Source organism: Klebsiella aerogenes KCTC 2190 (genome assembly GCF_000215745.1).
GTDB lineage: Bacteria > Pseudomonadota > Gammaproteobacteria > Enterobacterales > Enterobacteriaceae > Klebsiella > Klebsiella aerogenes.
Map to the genome: position 1 here is coordinate 2,667,262 of NC_015663.1, position 18,920 is coordinate 2,686,181.

General features: G+C 55.3%; 16 protein-coding genes. 13 read left to right on the plus strand and 3 right to left on the minus strand.

The window, feature by feature from the left end:
- Positions 1–38: 38 nt before the first annotated feature.
- From phoB to malZ, 5 genes are all read left to right on the plus strand, one after another.
- Complete coding sequence (gene phoB / locus EAE_RS12660; RefSeq protein WP_004099401.1) at positions 39–728, plus strand: phosphate response regulator transcription factor PhoB; 690 nt, start codon at positions 39–41, stop codon at positions 726–728.
- Between the two features lie 21 nt (positions 729–749).
- Positions 750–2,045: a phosphate regulon sensor histidine kinase PhoR gene (gene phoR, locus EAE_RS12665; RefSeq protein ID WP_015704551.1), complete on the plus strand. Its 1,296-nt coding sequence runs from the start codon at positions 750–752 to the stop codon at positions 2,043–2,045.
- Between the two features lie 413 nt (positions 2,046–2,458).
- On the plus strand, positions 2,459–3,778 hold the full coding sequence (brnQ, locus tag EAE_RS12670; protein WP_015368011.1) for a branched-chain amino acid transporter carrier protein BrnQ: 1,320 nt from the start codon (positions 2,459–2,461) through the stop codon (positions 3,776–3,778).
- 123 nt (positions 3,779–3,901) lie between these two features.
- Positions 3,902–5,275, plus strand: coding sequence for a proline-specific permease ProY (proY, locus tag EAE_RS12675; RefSeq protein WP_015368010.1), 1,374 nt, complete (start codon positions 3,902–3,904; stop codon positions 5,273–5,275).
- A gap of 146 nt (positions 5,276–5,421) precedes the next feature.
- Entirely contained in the window at positions 5,422–7,239 is a 1,818-nt protein-coding gene (gene malZ / locus EAE_RS12680) for a maltodextrin glucosidase (RefSeq protein WP_047076832.1), read from the plus strand.
- On the opposite strand, the gene EAE_RS12685 is transcribed toward malZ, so the two are convergent.
- Positions 7,236–8,138, minus strand: coding sequence for a LysR family transcriptional regulator (locus tag EAE_RS12685; RefSeq protein ID WP_015704553.1), 903 nt, complete (start codon positions 8,136–8,138; stop codon positions 7,236–7,238). The two genes, malZ and EAE_RS12685, sit on opposite strands and share 4 nt — an antisense overlap.
- A gap of 278 nt (positions 8,139–8,416) precedes the next feature.
- Here EAE_RS12685 and EAE_RS12690 point away from each other — a divergent pair, with 278 nt between their 5' ends.
- From EAE_RS12690 to EAE_RS12700, 3 genes are all read left to right on the plus strand, one after another.
- Complete coding sequence (locus tag EAE_RS12690; RefSeq protein ID WP_015704554.1) at positions 8,417–9,058, plus strand: hydrolase; 642 nt, start codon at positions 8,417–8,419, stop codon at positions 9,056–9,058.
- Between the two features lie 184 nt (positions 9,059–9,242).
- Positions 9,243–9,788 carry an antibiotic biosynthesis monooxygenase gene (locus tag EAE_RS12695; RefSeq protein ID WP_015368006.1) on the plus strand — a complete coding sequence of 182 codons (546 nt, stop codon included), beginning with the start codon at positions 9,243–9,245 and terminating at the stop codon, positions 9,786–9,788.
- A 25-nt stretch (positions 9,789–9,813) separates the two neighbouring features.
- Positions 9,814–11,682 carry an amidohydrolase gene (locus tag EAE_RS12700; RefSeq protein WP_015704555.1) on the plus strand — a complete coding sequence of 623 codons (1,869 nt, stop codon included), beginning with the start codon at positions 9,814–9,816 and terminating at the stop codon, positions 11,680–11,682.
- A gap of 102 nt (positions 11,683–11,784) precedes the next feature.
- On the opposite strand, the gene EAE_RS12705 is transcribed toward EAE_RS12700, so the two are convergent.
- Positions 11,785–12,387 (minus strand): peroxiredoxin, encoded by a 603-nt coding sequence (locus EAE_RS12705; RefSeq protein ID WP_015368004.1) that lies wholly within the window; start codon positions 12,385–12,387, stop codon positions 11,785–11,787.
- 168 nt (positions 12,388–12,555) lie between these two features.
- The gene (gene acpH / locus EAE_RS12710; RefSeq protein WP_015704556.1) at positions 12,556–13,137 is read right to left on the minus strand and encodes an ACP phosphodiesterase; all 582 of its coding nucleotides are present in this window, start codon (positions 13,135–13,137) and stop codon (positions 12,556–12,558) included.
- Positions 13,138–13,287: 150 nt separating this feature from the next.
- On the opposite strand from acpH, the gene queA reads away from it, so the two are divergent.
- The 5 genes from queA to secF all read left to right on the plus strand — a co-directional run bounded on the left by queA (position 13,288) and on the right by secF (position 18,799).
- Positions 13,288–14,352: a tRNA preQ1(34) S-adenosylmethionine ribosyltransferase-isomerase QueA gene (gene queA, locus EAE_RS12715; RefSeq protein WP_015704557.1), complete on the plus strand. Its 1,065-nt coding sequence runs from the start codon at positions 13,288–13,290 to the stop codon at positions 14,350–14,352.
- A 108-nt stretch (positions 14,353–14,460) separates the two neighbouring features.
- Positions 14,461–15,588, plus strand: a complete 1,128-nt coding sequence (gene tgt, locus EAE_RS12720) for a tRNA guanosine(34) transglycosylase Tgt (RefSeq protein ID WP_015368001.1) — start codon at positions 14,461–14,463, stop codon at positions 15,586–15,588.
- A 22-nt stretch (positions 15,589–15,610) separates the two neighbouring features.
- Entirely contained in the window at positions 15,611–15,943 is a 333-nt protein-coding gene (gene yajC, locus EAE_RS12725) for a preprotein translocase subunit YajC (protein WP_003859109.1), read from the plus strand.
- A gap of 26 nt (positions 15,944–15,969) precedes the next feature.
- Complete coding sequence (gene secD, locus EAE_RS12730; RefSeq protein WP_015704558.1) at positions 15,970–17,817, plus strand: protein translocase subunit SecD; 1,848 nt, start codon at positions 15,970–15,972, stop codon at positions 17,815–17,817.
- A 10-nt stretch (positions 17,818–17,827) separates the two neighbouring features.
- Complete coding sequence (gene secF / locus EAE_RS12735) at positions 17,828–18,799, plus strand: protein translocase subunit SecF (RefSeq protein ID WP_015367999.1); 972 nt, start codon at positions 17,828–17,830, stop codon at positions 18,797–18,799.
- Positions 18,800–18,920: the final 121 nt, after the last annotated feature.

An 18,920-nucleotide genomic window follows, 5' to 3' on the forward strand; every position in this document is an offset into this window, starting at 1 on the left:
CACTTCTATACTGATGGCTAAAAAACACAGGGTAAATAATGGCGAGAAGAATTCTGGTCGTTGAAGATGAAGCTCCAATCCGCGAAATGGTCTGCTTTGTTCTGGAGCAAAACGGCTTTCAGCCCGTCGAGGCGGAAGATTTTGACAGTGCGGTGAATCAACTCAATGAACCCTGGCCCGATTTGATTCTCCTTGACTGGATGTTGCCGGGCGGATCGGGGCTACAGTTTATTAAACAGCTTAAGCGCGAAGCGATGACCCGCGATATTCCGGTGGTGATGCTGACGGCGCGCGGCGAAGAAGAAGATCGCGTTCGCGGTCTGGAAACCGGTGCGGATGATTACATTACCAAACCGTTTTCGCCGAAGGAGCTGGTGGCGCGAATTAAGGCGGTGATGCGGCGTATTTCGCCAATGGCGGTCGAAGAGGTGATTGAGATGCAGGGGCTGAGCCTGGATCCCTCCTCGCATCGTGTCATGACCGGTGAAAACCCGCTGGATATGGGGCCGACCGAGTTTAAATTATTACACTTCTTTATGACCCACCCGGAACGCGTATACAGCCGTGAACAGCTGCTGAATCACGTTTGGGGAACCAACGTTTACGTTGAAGACCGGACGGTGGATGTGCATATTCGCCGCCTGCGCAAAGCGCTGGAACATAGCGGCCATGACCGGATGGTACAGACGGTTCGCGGCACGGGATATCGTTTCTCCGCCCGTTTCTGAATTTTGACAGGAGTGTGACCCGTGCTGGAACGGCTGTCATGGAAAAGGCTGGCGCTTGAGCTTTTCTTATGTTGTATACCGGCCCTGATCCTCGGGGCGTTTTTCGGTCATCTGCCGTGGTTTTTACTGGCGGCGGTGACCGGATTGCTTATTTGGCATTTCTGGAATTTGTTACGTCTGTCGTGGTGGCTGTGGGTCGATCGCAGTATGACGCCGCCGCCGGGAAGCGGCAGTTGGGAACCGCTGCTGTATGGTCTGCATCAAATGCAGATGCGTAATAAAAAACGTCGTCGCGAACTGGGAAGCCTCATCAAGCGCTTTCGCAGCGGGGCGGAATCCTTACCCGATGCGGTGGTGCTGACCACCGAAGAGGGCGCCATCTTCTGGTGTAATGGCCTGGCGCAACAAATCCTTAATCTACGCTGGCCGGACGATAGCGGGCAGAATATCCTCAACCTGCTGCGCTACCCAGAGTTTGCTAACTATCTGAAAAACCGTGATTTCACCAAGCCCCTTAATCTGGTGCTCAATAACGCCCGTCATCTGGAAATTCGCGTGATGCCTTATAGCGATAAACAGTGGTTGATGGTGGCGCGCGATGTCACGCAAATGCACCAGTTGGAAGGCGCGCGGCGCAACTTTTTCGCCAACGTCAGCCACGAGCTGCGCACGCCGCTCACCGTACTGCAGGGTTATCTCGAGATGATGCAGGAGCAGGTGCTGGAAGGGCCGACGCGGGAAAAAGCGCTGCATACCATGCGTGAGCAAACGCAGCGGATGGAAGGGTTGGTGAAGCAGTTGCTGACGCTCTCGCGTATTGAAGCCGCGCCGGTGCTGGCGATGAATGATAAAATCGACGTCCCGATGATGCTGCGGGTGGTTGAGCGCGAGGCGCAAACCCTCAGCCAGGGTAAGCATCAGCTGCACTTTAGCGTCGATGAAACGCTCCAGGTGATGGGCAACGAAGAGCAGTTGCGCAGCGCGATTTCCAATCTGGTGTACAACGCCGTTAACCATACGCCAGCGGGAACTGAGATTCACGTCAGCTGGCAGCGGGCGCCGCACGGCGCGCTGTTCAGCGTTGAAGACAACGGTCCGGGCATTGCGCCTGAACATTTACCCCGGCTAACCGAGCGGTTCTACCGCGTCGACAAGGCGCGCTCCCGGCAAACCGGCGGCAGCGGTTTAGGGCTGGCTATTGTGAAACATGCGGTTAGCCATCACGAAAGCCGGCTGGAAATCGAAAGTACGGTCGGGAAGGGAACGCGCTTTAGCTTCCTGTTGCCGGAACGTTTAATTGCCAAAAATGTCGCCTGACGCGGCGTCTGTCAGCTTTCCTTGCCAATGACCAGCTTCGGCTGGTCATTTTCATTTGCAGTCAACTTTTCGTTGCGTATTAAACGAACGCCTGGTTATTTATTGTTCGCATGATTAGCCACGCGTTTTGCGTCGTTATGGTCAATTAATCCAGGTTCAAAATCATAGTTAGCATAATCATCTGGTTTTACGATCCCACCTTGCTTTAAAACGTTATAAGCGTTTAAATTGCCCCCTATGCAGTCCCGGTAAGACTGCTTTTGCGTGGTAATTCAAAAAACAATTCTTTTCCACGCCGCTTCGAGAGCATATCTCGCTGAGTTTACAGGCAATGGCCGCTGTATCATCCCGAAAGGAAGGCACGGTATTTTTCCGTTTTTTACAACACCACATCCACAGGCAGTAATGAATTTATGACCCATCAGTTAAAATCTCGCGACATCATCGCGCTGGGCTTTATGACCTTCGCGCTGTTCGTTGGCGCAGGCAACATTATCTTCCCTCCGATGGTTGGCTTACAGGCCGGCGAACACGTCTGGACCGCAGCCATTGGCTTCCTGATTACCGCCGTGGGTTTGCCGGTGCTAACGGTAGTCGCGCTGGCGAAAGTCGGCGGCGGCGTTGAGCGTCTGAGCTCGCCAATCGGCAAAGTTGCGGGCATTCTGCTGGCCGTGGTGTGCTACCTGGCGGTTGGGCCGCTGTTCGCGACCCCGCGTACCGCAACCGTTTCATTTGAAGTGGGGATTGCTCCACTGACCGGCGACGGCGCGCTGCCGCTGCTTATCTATAGCGTTATCTATTTCGCGCTGGTGATTCTGGTTTCCCTCTATCCGGGCAAACTGCTGGATACCGTCGGCAATTTCCTGGCGCCGCTGAAAATTATCGCCCTGGTCGTGCTCGCGGTGGCTGCGGTTATCTGGCCGGCTGGCCCGATTAGCGACGCGATGGAAGCCTATCGTACCGCGCCGTTCTCTAATGGTTTCGTCAATGGTTATCTGACCATGGACACGCTGGGGGCGATGGTCTTTGGTATCGTTATCGTCAATGCCGCGCGTTCCCGCGGCGTTAGCGAAGCCCGATTGCTGACCCGATACACCGTCTGGGCTGGTCTGATGGCCGGCGTGGGCCTGACGCTGCTGTACCTGGCGCTGTTCCGCCTGGGTTCCGATAGCGCGACGCTGGTCGATCAGTCGGCAAACGGCGCGGCTATTCTGCACTCCTACGTGCAGCATACCTTCGGCGGCGCGGGCAGCTTCCTGCTGGCGGCATTGATATTTATCGCCTGTCTGGTCACCGCGGTTGGCCTGACCTGCGCCTGCGCTGAGTTCTTCGCGCAGTATCTGCCGCTGTCGTATCGTTCGCTGGTGTTTATTCTCGGCCTGTTCTCCATGGCGGTTTCTAACCTGGGGCTCAGCCATCTGATTCAGATCTCGATTCCGGTGTTAACCGCTATTTATCCGCCGTGTATCGCACTGGTGGTATTAAGCTTTACCCGCGGTTGGTGGCATAATTCCTCCCGCGTTATCGCGCCGGCAATGTTTATCAGCCTGATGTTTGGTATCATTGACGGTGTTAAAGCATCGGCGTTCGCAGATATCCTGCCGCAATGGACCGCGAGCCTGCCGCTGGCAGCGCAAGGTCTGGCATGGTTGCTGCCAACCGCGGTGATGGCTGTGCTGGCCGCGATCATCGATCGCGCAGCGGGTAGCCCGGTGGTCTCAAAAGCCCACTAACCGACGCTTTACGCAGGTGTTTAACCACGGGACTTAAGGTCCCGTGGTTTTTTGTTTTTTTGGTCATTCCCTTTTGCGTTTTGCCCCCGCAAAGCACAAACGAGAAAAACGGCATGGAACACGATGGAAAGTAGTAACAAGCTTAAGCGCGGGCTAAGTACCCGGCACATTCGCTTTATGGCCCTTGGTTCCGCTATTGGTACCGGCCTGTTCTATGGTTCGGCAGACGCCATTAAAATGGCGGGGCCGAGCGTATTGTTGGCATACATTATCGGCGGCGTGGCGGCGTATATCATCATGCGCGCGCTGGGCGAAATGTCGGTGCATAACCCTTCCGCCAGCTCTTTCTCACGTTATGCGCAGGAGAACCTCGGCGGGCTGGCCGGCTATATCACCGGCTGGACCTATTGTTTTGAAATCCTGATCGTCGCGATTGCCGACGTGACCGCCTTCGGTATCTATATGGGCGTCTGGTTCCCGGCGGTGCCGCACTGGATATGGGTACTAAGCGTGGTGCTGATTATCTGCGCCGTCAATCTGATGAGCGTGAAGGTGTTCGGCGAACTGGAGTTCTGGTTCTCATTCTTTAAAGTCGCCACGATTATCATCATGATCCTTGCCGGTTTCGGCATCATCATCTGGGGTATCGGCAACGGCGGTCAGCCAACCGGTATTCATAACTTATGGAGTAACGGCGGCTTCTTCAGTAACGGCTGGCTGGGGATGGTGATGTCGCTGCAGATGGTGATGTTCGCCTACGGCGGAATTGAGATTATCGGTATCACCGCCGGTGAAGCGAAGGATCCGGAAAAATCCATTCCGCGGGCGATTAATTCGGTGCCGATGCGTATCCTGGTGTTCTACGTGGGGACGCTGTTCGTCATTATGTCTATCTATCCCTGGAACCTGGTGGGGACTAACGGCAGCCCGTTCGTGTTGACCTTCCAGCATATGGGAATTACCTTTGCCGCCGGCATCCTGAACTTCGTGGTGTTAACCGCCTCGCTATCGGCGATTAACAGCGACGTATTCGGCGTTGGCCGTATGCTGCACGGAATGGCCGAGCAGGGGAGCGCGCCGAAAGTGTTCGCCAAAACGTCGCGTCGCGGTACGCCGTGGGTGACGGTGCTGGTGATGACCGTGGCGCTGCTGTTTGCGGTCTATCTCAACTACATCATGCCGGAAAACGTCTTCCTGGTGATTGCGTCGTTGGCGACCTTCGCCACTGTGTGGGTGTGGATTATGATCCTGCTGTCGCAAATCGCTTTCCGTCGCCGCCTGTCGCCGGAAGAGGTGAAAGCGCTGAAGTTTAAAGTACCGGGCGGCGTGGCCACCACCGTGGTCGGCCTGCTGTTCCTGGTCTTTATCATCGCGCTTATCGGCTACCATCCGGATACCCGCATTTCGCTGTACGTCGGCTTTGCGTGGATCGTGCTGCTGCTGGTTGGCTGGAAAATTAAGACCCGCCGCGATCGCCAGTTAGCGCAGGCGCAGTAATTCTCCACTCTTCCGGGTCCGGCTTTGCCGCGGCCCGGAAAATCACATCCTCCTCCTTTCTCCTCCCCCAATTATTCTATTGATGATGAGTTATACGCCTGTTCACTGTGGCAAGGTGTGGCCATTACGCAAAAAGAGGAATGATGATGTTGAAGGCCTGGCACCTGCCGGTTGCTCCTTTTATTAAAGAGCAGCAGGAACGACTCGTTATCACATTGTGGCTAAGCGGCGAAACAATGCCACAGCGAATTACGCTGCGCGCAGAAGAAGACAATGAAGAGCTGTCGTTGCCCATGCAGCGCCTGCGCCAATCCCCACACGCCGATGTCGTCGCCTGGCGTGGAGAGATAAACCTGATGAACGGCCAGCCGCGCCGCCGCTATAGCTTTAAGCTGCTGTGGGCGGACCGTCAGTTGTGGTTTACGCCGCAGGGATTCCAGCGTTTCCCGCCCGCGAGGCTGGAGCAGTTTGCGGTCGATGTGCCGGATAGCGGCCCGCAGTGGGTCCCCGATCAGGTCTTTTATCAAATTTTCCCCGATCGTTTCGCCCGTAGCGAGGCGCGAGAAGCCGGGCAGGACGAGGTTTATTACCACCATGCGGCCGGCCAGGATATTGTGCTAAAAGCGTGGGATGAGCCGTTAACCGGCGAGGCGGGCGGTTCGACCTTTTATGGCGGCGACCTCGACGGTATTAGCGAGAAGCTTCCTTATCTGAAGCAGCTTGGCGTGACCGCGCTGTATCTCAATCCGGTATTCGTCGCGCCCAGCGTACATAAATACGATACCGCTGATTATCGCCGTGTCGATCCGCAGTTCGGTGGCGATGCCGCGCTGCTGCGCCTGCGCCACAATACGCAGCGTGAAGGGATGCGCCTGATCCTCGACGGCGTGTTTAACCATACCGGTGACTCGCACCCGTGGTTCGATCGCCACCAGCAGGCGAGCAACGGCGCCTGCCATCAGCCGGATTCACCGTGGCGTGAGTGGTTTAATTTTTCCCCGGACGGGGTGGCGCATAACTGGCTGGGTTACGCCAGTCTGCCAAAACTTGACTACCGTTCATCGAGCCTGGTTAACGAAATCTATGCGGGTGAAGACAGCGTGGTGCGCCACTGGTTAAAAGCGCCGTGGAGTATGGACGGCTGGCGGCTGGACGTGGTGCATATGCTGGGCGAGGATGGCGGCGCGCGTAATAACCTGCGTCATATTGCTGGTATCACCCAGGCGGCGAAGCGGGAGCAGCCGGAGGCTTTTGTATTCGGCGAACATTTTGGCGATGCGCGTCAGTGGCTGCAGGCTGATGCCGAAGACGCGGCGATGAACTATCGCGGTTTTACCTTCCCGCTGTGGGGCTTCCTCGCCAATACCGATATTTCCTACGATCCGCAGCACATCGATGCGCAAACCTGTATGGCGTGGATGGACAACTATCGCGCCGGGCTGTCGCATCAGCAGCAATTGCGGATGTTTAACCAACTGGACAGCCACGATACCGCACGTTTTAAATCCTTGCTGGGTAAGGATGTGGCGCGACTGCCGCTGGCGGTGGTCTGGCTGTTCTGTTGGCCGGGCGTTCCGTGTATTTACTATGGTGACGAAGTCGGCGTCGATGGCAACAACGATCCCTTCTGCCGTAAACCCTTCCCATGGGATCCGGCGCTGCAGGATGAAAACTTGTTGGCGTTATATAAGCGTATGACCACCTTGCGTAAGGGGCATCAGGCGCTGCGCTATGGCGGCTGCCAGGTCATCTATGCGGAAGATAACGTGGTGGTCTTTGTTCGCGTTTACAAACAGCAGCGGGTGCTGGTGGCGATAAACCGCGGTCATGCCTGCGAGGTGGTAATCGACGCATCGCCTTTGCTGGAGGGGAAAACGTGGCAGCGAAAAGAAGGCGCGGGCGAGATGCACGATGATGTGCTGAGTTTGCCCGCGATTTCCGCAAGCGTCTGGTGTAGCCGTTAACGGTAGAGCTGGCTCAGACAGCTATCTTCGAGAATAGCCTCTCGCCACCAGCGCTGAGCCAGACCGTTATTGCCGCTACGCCAGGCCATATAGGTTATATCTTTCTCACGGCTCGAAATCACCGGTTTCTCCAGCAACTCACCGCTCTCCAGCCACGGGAGGGCGATGTGGCGGGGCAGGAATCCGCATCCCAAACCGGCGCGCAGGAGCGCGACTTTGGTGGCGAAATCATCTACCCGGATTTGCTCCTGCTCATCGAGCAGGTTGCTGTTCAGTGGATGACAGTAGCGGGCGCTATCGCTAATAACCACCGCGCGATGCAGGCTGAGTTGTTTGTTGGTCAGCGGCTGGGTCGTTGCCGCCAGCGGGTGGCCGGGCGCGACAACGAACACGTTGTCCATCGCGCCGAGCATTTTCCACGACCATTCCGCTGAAGTCGGCGGTTCGTTAATCGCCCCAAGAATAATATCCGCGCCGTTGTGAGTCAGTTCTTCCCACGAGCCCGCCAGGGTATGGTGGGTAAAGTTGAGCCGGGTTTGCGGATATTGCGCGTAAAACTTTTCAATCAGCGGCAATAGCGCCTGGAAAGGGAAAGAGTCGTCCAGCGCAATCGCCAGATCCCGCTCCCATCCGGAACTCAGCAGCTGCGCCTGTTTTTCCAGATCGTTGGCGGCATTGAGCAGCAGGCGCCCCTTTTCCAGCATCATTTTACCGGTATCGGTAAATTTCGCCCGGTGTCCGGAACGATCCAGTAGACTGATGTTTAGATCGTTTTCCAGTTTTTGGATCATATAGCTCAGCGCGGCGGGGGTTTTAAATAGCGACTCCGCCGCCAGCGCGAACGAGCCATGCCTATCCAGAGCATCAAGAATCAAAAGTACATCAAGGTTTAAACGCATTAGTCTCGATCCGCCAGTCTAATAATAACGTTGTTTTACCGAAGGCCGATGTTCAATTCCAGTGAATAAATTAGAACAGTTCCCATTAATTTTTTGATTAGTCTTTTTTTAATTATTCAAACGGTCACTATTTTTACTCAAGTGAATTAAAACGGAAAGATTTCTTTAATAACTCGTTAGAAATTACTGACTATACTCATCATGCGTTATTGGCCACAATCAGCACAGCACAACGGCAGTGTATTATCTTCCTAACTAATTGATTAATAGGATGTGTTATGTCTATTCGTGAACTGATTGATCCGTCTAATTCCACCCTTATTTTTATTGACCACCAGCCGCAAATGGCTTTTGGTGTGGCCAATATCGATCGCCAGACGCTGAAAAATAACACCGTCGCGTTGGCCAAAGCGGGCAAGATTTTTAACGTTCCGGTTATTTATACCTCTGTCGAAACCAAAAGCTTCAGCGGCTATATCTGGCCAGAACTGCTGGCGGTTCATCCTGAAGTGAAACCGATTGAACGTACTTCTATGAACTCCTGGGAAGACGCCGGTTTTGTTAATGCGGTGAAAGCCACCGGACGTAAAAAACTGATTATTTCCGCGCTGTGGACTGAAGTGTGCCTGACCTTCCCGGCGCTGATGGCGCTGGAAGAAGATTATGAAGTGTACGTGGTAACCGATACCTCCGGCGGTACCTCCGTTGACGCTCACGAGCGCGCCATCGACCGTATGGTGCAGGCCGGCGCGGTACCGGTGACCTGGCAGCAGGTCCTGCTGGAGTACCAGCGCGACTGGTCACGTAAAGAGACTTATGACGCGGTGATGGATCTGGTTCGCGAACATAGCGGCGCCTACGGTATGGGCGTGGATTATGCTTATACCATGGTGCACGGCGCGCCGGAACGTAAAGCCTAAAACACTTCATCCTGCAAGCTGCCTCTTTGTTGGCTTCGCTTGCCCGCCCCGGTCACTGGCTGATGTCAGCGCTCGAGGGCGGGCAATCTTGCCGCCTCAATGCGGCATGAATGATTTTGTGTATTGTCATTTATGTCTGATGGCGGGAGAAATCCCGTCATTCCCCTGAAGCAAGGAACTCTTAATGGCGCAACAGAAATCAGTGACGCTGGTCATCAGTCATCATCTCGATCCACAAAACGGCCAGCGGTATGAAGCATGGTTGGGCAAAATCATGCCGGTTGCGGCGGAGTTTCCCGGCCATCTTGGCGCCAACGTGATCCGTCCGGCGGCCGGGCAAAATCTCTGGAGCGTGATAATTCGCTTCGACACCATTGAACATCTCTACGCCTGGACGCAGTCGGAAACCCGTCGTGAATTAGTCGCGGAAATCGCGCCGTTTCTCAATGATGGCGATCGTACCGAAATCCGCACCGAACCGGCGTTCTGGTTTACCCCGCCTGCGGCCAATATTCGCCAGCCGCTGCGCTGGAAACAGTTCCTGATAACCCTGCTGGTCATCTTCCCAAGTACCAACCTGGTACCATGGCTGACCGGCATGGCGCTACCGGAGTTACGGGGAAGCTTGTTACTGCATCTGATTAACGATGCCCTGGTGGTCGCGTTGGTGGTCTGGTTGTGGATGCCTATCGTGACCCGTCTGTTTGCCGGTTGGTTGAAAAAAAACTAGCTCAACCAGCTTAAAGGAGTGCGTTATGTCGCAAACTGCCACACTGATTCTGACCCACGGTCAGATTCATACACTCGACCGCGCGAACCCACTGGCGGAAGCCGTGGCCATCGCCGATGGAAAAATTCTCGCGACCGGAAGCCACGATCGAATCATGACGTTCGCCGCCGAGGGGACGCAAATTGTCGATCTTAAAGGCCATACGGTGATCCCAGGTCTTAACGACTCCCACCTGCACCTGATTCGTGGCGGCCTGAACTATAACCTCGAGCTGCGCTGGGAAGGCGTGCCATCGCTGGCGGATGCGCTGCGTATGCTAAAAGATCAGGCCGATCGCACGCCGTCGCCGCAGTGGGTGAGGGTGGTCGGCGGCTGGAGCGAATTCCAGTTTGCCGAACGCCGCATGCCGACGCTGGAAGAGCTGAATGAAGCGGCGCCTGACACGCCGGTATTCGTGCTGCATCTGTACGATCGCGCGCTGCTTAACCGCGCGGCGCTGAAAGCCGTTGGCTATACCAAAGAGACGCCGGACCCGGCGGGCGGCGAGATCGTTCGCGATAACAACGGCAACCCGACCGGAATGCTGATCGCCAAACCTAATGCCATGATCCTGTATGCGACGCTGGCCAAAGGACCGAAGCTGCCGCTTGAGCTGCAGGTCAACTCCACGCGCCAGTTTATGCGCGAACTGAACCGTTTAGGATTAACCAGCGCCATCGATGCCGGCGGTGGTTTCCAGAACTACCCGGAAGATTACGAAATTATCGAGCAACTGCACGCCAAAGAGCAGATGACCGTTCGTATCGCCTATAACCTCTTTACCCAGCGGCCCAAGCAGGAGCTGGACGATTTCGAGCGCTGGACCGATATGCTGAAGCCGGGGCAGGGCACCGATTTCTATCGTGCCAACGGCGCTGGTGAAATGCTGGTCTTCTCGGCGGCGGATTTTGAAGATTTCCTGCAGCCGCGGCCGGATCTGCCGCAAGGCATGGAAGATGAGCTGGAGCGGGTGGTGCGTCATCTGGTGGAACACCGCTGGCCTTTCCGTCTGCATGCCACCTACGATGAGTCGATTAGCCGAATGCTGGATGTGTTCGAAAAGGTGAACCGCGATATTCCGTTTAACGGCCTGCACTGGTTCTTCGATCACGCCGAGACCATCACCGAACGTAATATTGAACGCGTGAAGGCGCTAGGCGGCGGTATCGCGGTGCAGCACCGGATGGCTTTCCAGGGCGAGTATTTCGTCGATCGCTACGGCAAAGAGGCGGTGAAACATACGCCGCCGGTGGCGAAAATGCTGGAACTGGACGTACCGGTAGGCTTGGGTACCGATGCGACCCGCGTCGCCAGTTATAACCCGTGGACCGCGCTGTACTGGCTGGTTTCCGGACGTACCGTCGGCGGCATGGCGATGTACGACGATAACAACCGTTTGCCGCGCGACGTCGCCCTTGAGCTATGGACCGCCGGTAGCGCATGGTTCTCCAGCGAGCAGGGTAAAAAAGGACGCATTGAGAAAGGGCAACTGGCTGACCTGGTGGTGCTGTCAAAAGACTACTTCAGCGTTGCGGAAGAGGAAATTAAAGGTATTGAGTCGGTATTGACCGTCGTTGATGGCAAGGTGGTGTACGCGGCCGGCCATTTCTCGCCGCTGGCGCCGCCGCCAATTCCGGTATTGCCGGAGTGGTCGCCGGTGGTAAAAGTGCCAGGGCATTATCGCTCGGCGCCGCCTGCGGCCGCGAAGATTGGCGCGGTGGTGCAGATGCACCAGTGCTGCGGCAGCTGCGGCGTGCACGGACATCAGCATGATATTGCGCGCAAGTCGTCGATTCCGGTGGCGGATGAGCAGGCTTTCTGGGGCGTATTAGGCTGTTCTTGCTTCGCGTTCTGATACTTTTGCCCGGTGGCGCTGCGCTTATCGGGCTCACAGCGAATATAACAGGCACAAAAAAGGCTCGCATTTGCGAGCCTTTTTATGGAAACGTCTAGCCGATTACAGGCTGGATACGTTTTCGGTCAGGTATTTAGCTACGCCTTCCGGAGAAGCGGCCATACCTTCTTTTCCTTTTTCCCACTGAGCCGGGCAAACTTCACCGTGCTCTTCGTGGAACTGCAGCGCGTCAACCATACGCAGCATTTCGTCGATGTTACGGCCCAGCGGCAGGTCGTTAACAACCTGGTGGCGAACGATGCCGTTAGCGTCGATCAGGAAGGAACCACGCAGCGCAACGCCTTCGTCCGGATGCTCGATGCCGTAAGCTTTCTGAATTTCACGTTTGATGTCGGCAACCATCGCGTATTTAACCGGGCCAATACCGCCCTGGTCTACCGGGGTGTTACGCCATGCGTTGTGAACGAACTCGGAGTCAAAGGAAACGCCAACCACTTCTACGCCGCGTTTCTGGAATTCTTCGTAGCGCTTGTCGAAAGCGATCAGTTCAGACGGGCAAACGAAAGTGAAGTCCATTGGCCAGAAGAACAGGACGGTAGCTTTACCGTTGGTGTGCTGTTTGAAGTTGAATTTCTCAACGATTTCGCCGTTACCTAATACTGCTGCAGCGGTAAAGTCCGGAGCCTGACGAGTAACCAGAACCATATGATTCTCCTGTTATTACTAAGGTTAATTGGAACGCAACGCGGGCCAGTATAGGCAGAGGCGGGCAGGAACTCAATGCGGCGCTGACAATCGATGAGATAGGTTTTGCCTATTGATAATTATTCAATAGCGCTTTCAGAATAATCGTTTTGTGAGAAAGCGCAAGGTTTACAGCGTTCTCTTTTTCGCCTGCTCCATCATTCGCGGATAAAAACGCCAGAATTGCTGCTCCAGCTGCCCATAGTGGTTATCAAGGTCGTACCATGAATCACGCAGCGCATCGAGGCGCGGGCGGCGACTGGCCATACCGTTCAGGACGCGCTGAATGAATTCCATATCCTGATAACGTTCCAGCCAGCGTTCGGACCACATATATTCGTTGAGATTAACAAAGCGCGGCGGCGAATCCGGCAGAATTTGCGCTACCTGCGCGTGGGCGTAACGCACAAACTCGTTTAGCGGCAGATCCGGCGACAGCTGCGCCCAGTGATGCGACAGGAAATGATCCCACATGACGTCGAGGGAAATTGGCGCGACGCGGCGGGTCTCGGGGCGAAACCATTCGCGCGCCGTTTTAACTTCCGCCAGATTGTCGGTCATTACATCTATACGCCGATGCATATAAATGCCGTCAACCACATCCGCAGGATACTCGCCCTGCGGGTTACCGCGGACAAAATCGGCCAGCAGGTTGCCCGGCAGCGAGCTATCCGCAAGATGGGCGAGATGTAAATGCGCGAGAAAATTCATATCGACTTCAATCCTTCACACGGTCATGCCGTTCTTGCTGGTTAATCATGGTATTCCGCTATTATATCCAGCGTTGAATAGGGTAACGGTTGCAGGAAGACCCGCCCGGCACTAGACTACCCGCCTCTTTATTTAGTCTGAGTCATCGTCATGCGCGTTACCGATTTTTCCTTTGAATTACCTGAATCCCTGATTGCTCACTATCCGCAGCCGGAGCGCAGTAGCTGCCGCTTGCTGTCGCTGGACGGGCCGACGGGCGCGCTGACGCACGGTACTTTCACCGATCTGCTCGATAAGCTCAACCCTGGCGATCTGCTGGTCTTTAACAACACCCGGGTGATCCCGGCGCGTCTGTTTGGCCGTAAAGCCAGCGGCGGCAAGATTGAAGTGCTGGTCGAGCGAATGCTGGATGATAAACGTATTCTGGCACATATTCGCGCCTCTAAAGCGCCGAAGCCGGGGGCGGAGCTGCTGTTAGGCGATGACGAAAGCATTAACGCCACAATGCTGGCGCGCCACGGCGCACTGTTTGAAGTTGAGTTCAACGATGAGCGCCCGGTGCTCGATATTCTGAACAGCATCGGTCATATGCCGCTGCCGCCGTATATCGACCGCCCGGACGAACACGCCGATCGCGAGCTGTACCAGACAGTTTACGGCACCAAGCCGGGCGCGGTCGCCGCGCCGACCGCCGGCTTGCATTTTGACGACCCGCTGCTGGAAAAACTGCGCGCTAAAGGCATTGAGATGGCGTTTGTGACGCTGCACGTTGGCGCGGGGACCTTCCAGCCGGTGCGAGTCGACAGCATCGAAGAGCACATCATGCACTCAGAATATGCGGAGGTGCCGCAGGATGTGGTTGATGCGGTTCTGGCGGCGAAAGCGCGCGGTAACCGCGTCATCGCCGTCGGCACCACTTCCGTGCGTTCGCTGGAAAGCGCGGCGCAGGCGGCTAAAAATGGCCTGATTGAGCCGTTCTTTGCCGATACGCAGATCTTTATCTATCCGGGATATCAGTACAAAGTCATCGATGCGCTGGTGACTAACTTCCATCTCCCTGAATCCACACTGATTATGTTGGTCTCCGCTTTCGCTGGCTATCAGCACACCATGAACGCCTATAAGGCTGCGGTAGAACAAAAATATCGCTTTTTTAGCTACGGGGACGCGATGTTTATCACGTACAATCCGCAGGCTATTTCTGAGCGTCCCTAAAAAGGCCGGCACGCCGGCTTTCTGACGCCTTGACGCATTTTTTAGCTACGGAATCATTCCGTGGCGAGTATTTAAACGTCGGACTGTTTTTCTGACGCAGGAGCAATAATGAAATTTGAACTTGATACCACCGATGGCCGCGCGCGTCGCGGCCGTTTGGTGTTTGATCGCGGCGTGGTTGAAACGCCAGCCTTTATGCCCGTTGGTACCTACGGCACCGTCAAAGGGATGACGCCGGAAGAAGTTGAAGCCACCGGCGCGCAAATCATCCTCGGCAACACCTTCCACCTGTGGCTGCGCCCGGGCCAGGAAATCATGAAGCTGCACGGCGATCTGCATGATTTCATGCAGTGGAAAGGGCCGATCCTCACCGATTCCGGCGGCTTCCAGGTCTTCAGCCTTGGCGATATCCGTAAGATCACCGAACAGGGCGTGCATTTCCGCAATCCGATCAACGGCGATCCGATTTTCCTCGATCCGGAAAAATCGATGGAGATTCAGTACGATCTCGGTTCCGATATCGTAATGATCTTCGACGAATGTACGCCGTACCCGGCGGACTGGGATTACGCTAAGCGTTCGATGGAAATGTCTCTGCGCTGGGCCAAGCGCAGCCGCGACCGTTTCGATGGCCTCGGCAACAAAAACGCGCTCTTTGGCATCATTCAGGGCAGCGTTTACGAAGATTTACGAGATATCTCGGTGAAAGGTCTGGTAGAGATTGGCTTTGATGGCTACGCTGTCGGCGGTTTGGCTGTCGGCGAGCCGAAGGAAGACATGCACCGTATCCTGGAGCACGTTTGCCCGCAGATCCCGGCAGATAAACCGCGATACCTGATGGGCGTCGGGAAACCGGAAGACCTGGTGGAAGGGGTACGTCGCGGCATCGATATGTTTGACTGCGTTATGCCGACGCGCAACGCGCGTAACGGCCATCTGTTCGTGACCGATGGCGTAGTGAAAATCCGCAACGCGAAGCATAAAAGCGATACATCGCCGCTGGATGCCGAGTGCGATTGCTATACGTGTCGCAATTATTCACGTGCTTACTTGCATCATCTTGATCGTTGCAACGAAATATTGGGCGCGCGCCTCAATACCATTCATAACCTGCGCTACTATCAGCGTTTAATGGCTGGTTTACGCAAGGCTATCGAAGAGGGTAAATTAGAGAGCTTCGTGACCGATTTTTACCAACGTCAGGGGCGTTCCGTTCCTCCTTTGAACGTTGATTAATTTTAATAATGAGGGAATTTCAATGAGCTTTTTTATTTCTGATGCGGTAGCAGCAACCGGCGCGCCGGCGCAGGGCAGCCCAATGTCTCTGATTCTGATGCTGGTGGTGTTCGGTCTGATTTTTTACTTCATGATCCTGCGCCCACAGCAGAAACGTACTAAAGAGCACAAGAATCTGATGAACTCCATCGCCAAAGGTGATGAAGTCCTGACTAACGGCGGTCTGGTTGGTCGCGTGACTAAAGTCGCGGAAAACGGCTACATCGCTATCGCGCTGAACGATACCACCGAAGTGGTTATCAAACGTGACTTCGTAGCTGCCGTTCTGCCGAAAGGCACCATGAAGGCGCTGTAATTACCATTTTCCCTAAGGGAACTGCCGTGTTAAACCGTTATCCTTTGTGGAAGTACGTGATGCTGGTCGTCGTGATTATCGTCGGCCTGATTTACGCGCTTCCCAACCTGTATGGTGAGGATCCGGCTGTTCAAATCACTGGCGCGCGCGGCGTCGCCGCCAGTGAGCAAACGCTGATCCAGGTCCAGAAAACTTTACAAGAAGAAAAAATCACCGCGAAGTCTGTGGCACTGGAAGAGGGCGCAATTCTTGCGCGCTTCGACACCACCGACACTCAGCTGCGAGCGCGTGAAGCGCTGGTTAACCTGCTGGGTGACAAATACGTCGTGGCGCTAAACCTTGCTCCTGCTACCCCGCGCTGGCTGGCGGCGATGTATGCCGAGCCGATGAAGCTGGGTCTTGACCTACGCGGCGGCGTGCACTTCCTGATGGAAGTAGACATGGACACCGCATTAGGCAAACTGCAGGAACAAAACATCGATAGCCTGCGCAGCGAGCTGCGTGACAAAGGCATTCCTTACTCCACCGTGCGTAAGGAAGACAACTACGGTCTGAGCATCGTCTTCCGCGACAGCGCGGCGCGCGACCAGGCTATCTCTTATCTCAGCCCGCGCCATCGCGATCTGGTTATTTCAAGCCAGGGTAACAATGCGCTGAAAGCGGTGATGACCGACGAACGTCTGAAAGAAGCCCGTGAATACGCCGTTCAGCAGAACATCAACATTCTGCGTAACCGTGTAAACCAGCTCGGCGTGGCCGAACCGCTGGTGCAGCGTCAGGGTTCCGACCGTATCGTGGTTGAACTGCCGGGTATCCAGGATACCGCGCGTGCGAAGGAAATCCTTGGCGCGACCGCGACGCTGGAATTCCGTCTGGTGAACACCAACGTCGATCAGTCCGCAGCCGCTTCTGGCCGCGTACCGGGCGATTCGGAAGTGAAAGATACCCGTGAAGGCCGTCCGGTGGTGCTGTATAAGCGCGTGATCCTGACCGGCGACCATATCACTGACTCCACTTCCAGCATGGACGAGTACAACCAGCCGCAGGTTAACATCTCGCTCGATAGCGCGGGTGGCAACATCATGTCTAACTTCACCAAGGACAATATCGGTAAACCGATGGCGACCCTGTTCGTGGAGTACAAAGACAGCGGTAAGAAAGATGCCAACGGTCGCGCTATCCTTGCGAAAGAGGAAGAGGTGATTAACATCGCCAATATCCAGTCTCGCCTTGGCAATAGCTTCCGTATCACCGGTATCAGCAACCCGACCGAAGCGCGTCAGCTTTCTCTGCTGCTGCGTGCGGGCGCCCTGATTGCGCCGATTCAGATCGTTGAAGAGCGTACTATCGGCCCAACTCTGGGTATGCAGAACATCAAGCAGGGCCTGGAAGCGTGTCTGGCCGGTCTGGTGGTCTCTATCCTGTTCATGATCTTCTTCTATAAGAAGTTCGGCCTGATTGCGACTTCCGCGCTGATTGCTAACCTGGTGCTGATTGTCGGCATTATGTCCCTGATTCCTGGGGCAACGCTGACCATGCCGGGTATCGCGGGTATCGTCTTAACCCTTGCGGTGGCGGTCGATGCTAACGTACTGATTAACGAGCGTATCAAAGAAGAGCTGAGCAACGGACGTACCGTTCAGCAGGCGATTGACGAAGGTTATAAGGGCGCATTTAGCTCTATCTTCGACGCCAACGTGACGACGCTAATTAAGGTTATCATCCTGTACGCGGTCGGTACCGGTGCCATTAAAGGGTTTGCGATTACTACCGGTATCGGTATCGCGACCTCAATGTTTACCGCTATCGTCGGCACCCGTGCCATCGTGAACCTGCTGTACGGCGGCAAGCGCGTGAAAAAGCTGTCTATCTGAGGAGTGCGTTGTGGCACAGGAATATACTGTTGAACAATTGAACCACGGCCGTAAAGTCTGGGACTTTATGCGCTGGGACTACTGGGCCTTCGGCATTTCAGGTTTTCTGCTGATTGTGTCGATCGCCATCATCGGCGTCCGCGGGTTTAACTGGGGTCTCGATTTCACCGGCGGTACGGTGATTGAAATTACCCTCGAAAAACCGGTTGATATGGACCAGCTGCGCGATTCGCTGCAGAAAGCAGGCTTTGAGGAGCCGCAGTTGCAGAACTTCGGCAGCAGCCGCGACATCATGGTGCGTATGCCGCCGGTACACGATGCCAACGGCAGCCAGGAGCTGGGCAGCAAAGTCGTTAACGTGATTAACGAATCGACCAGCCAAAGCGCGACGGTGAAACGTATTGAGTTCGTTGGCCCGAGCGTGGGCGCGGACCTTGCGCAAACCGGCGCTCTGGCGCTGATTGCGGCGCTGGTGTGTATCCTTATCTATGTCGGCTTCCGCTTTGAATGGCGACTGGCGGCAGGGGTCGTTATTGCACTGGCGCACGACGTGGTGATTACCATGGGCGTACTGTCGTTGTTCCACATCGAGATTGACCTGACCATCGTCGCATCACTGATGTCGGTAATTGGTTACTCGTTGAACGATAGTATCGTGGTGTCGGACCGTATCCGTGAAAACTTCCGTAAGATCCGTCGCGGTACGCCGTACGAAATCTTTAACGTGTCGTTGACCCAGACGCTGCACCGTACCTTGATCACCTCCGGTACCACCCTGATGGTGATCCTGATGCTGTTCCTCTTCGGCGGCCCGATTCTGGAAGGCTTCTCGCTGACCATGCTGATCGGTGTATCCATCGGTACGGCTTCTTCTATCTACGTCGCGTCCGCGCTGGCGTTGAAACTGGGCATGAAGCGCGAGCATCTGATCCAGCAGAAGGTCGAAAAAGAAGGGGCGGATCAGCCGTCCATTCTGCCGTAATCGGTTCAGTTGAGATAAAGCAATCCCGGCCTTGTGGCCGGGATTTTTTTTGCCCGCCAGAAACCTGCTGACAGTATGCTGTCAGGAGCCCTCTCGTACACTGCTTCTGAACTCACTAACG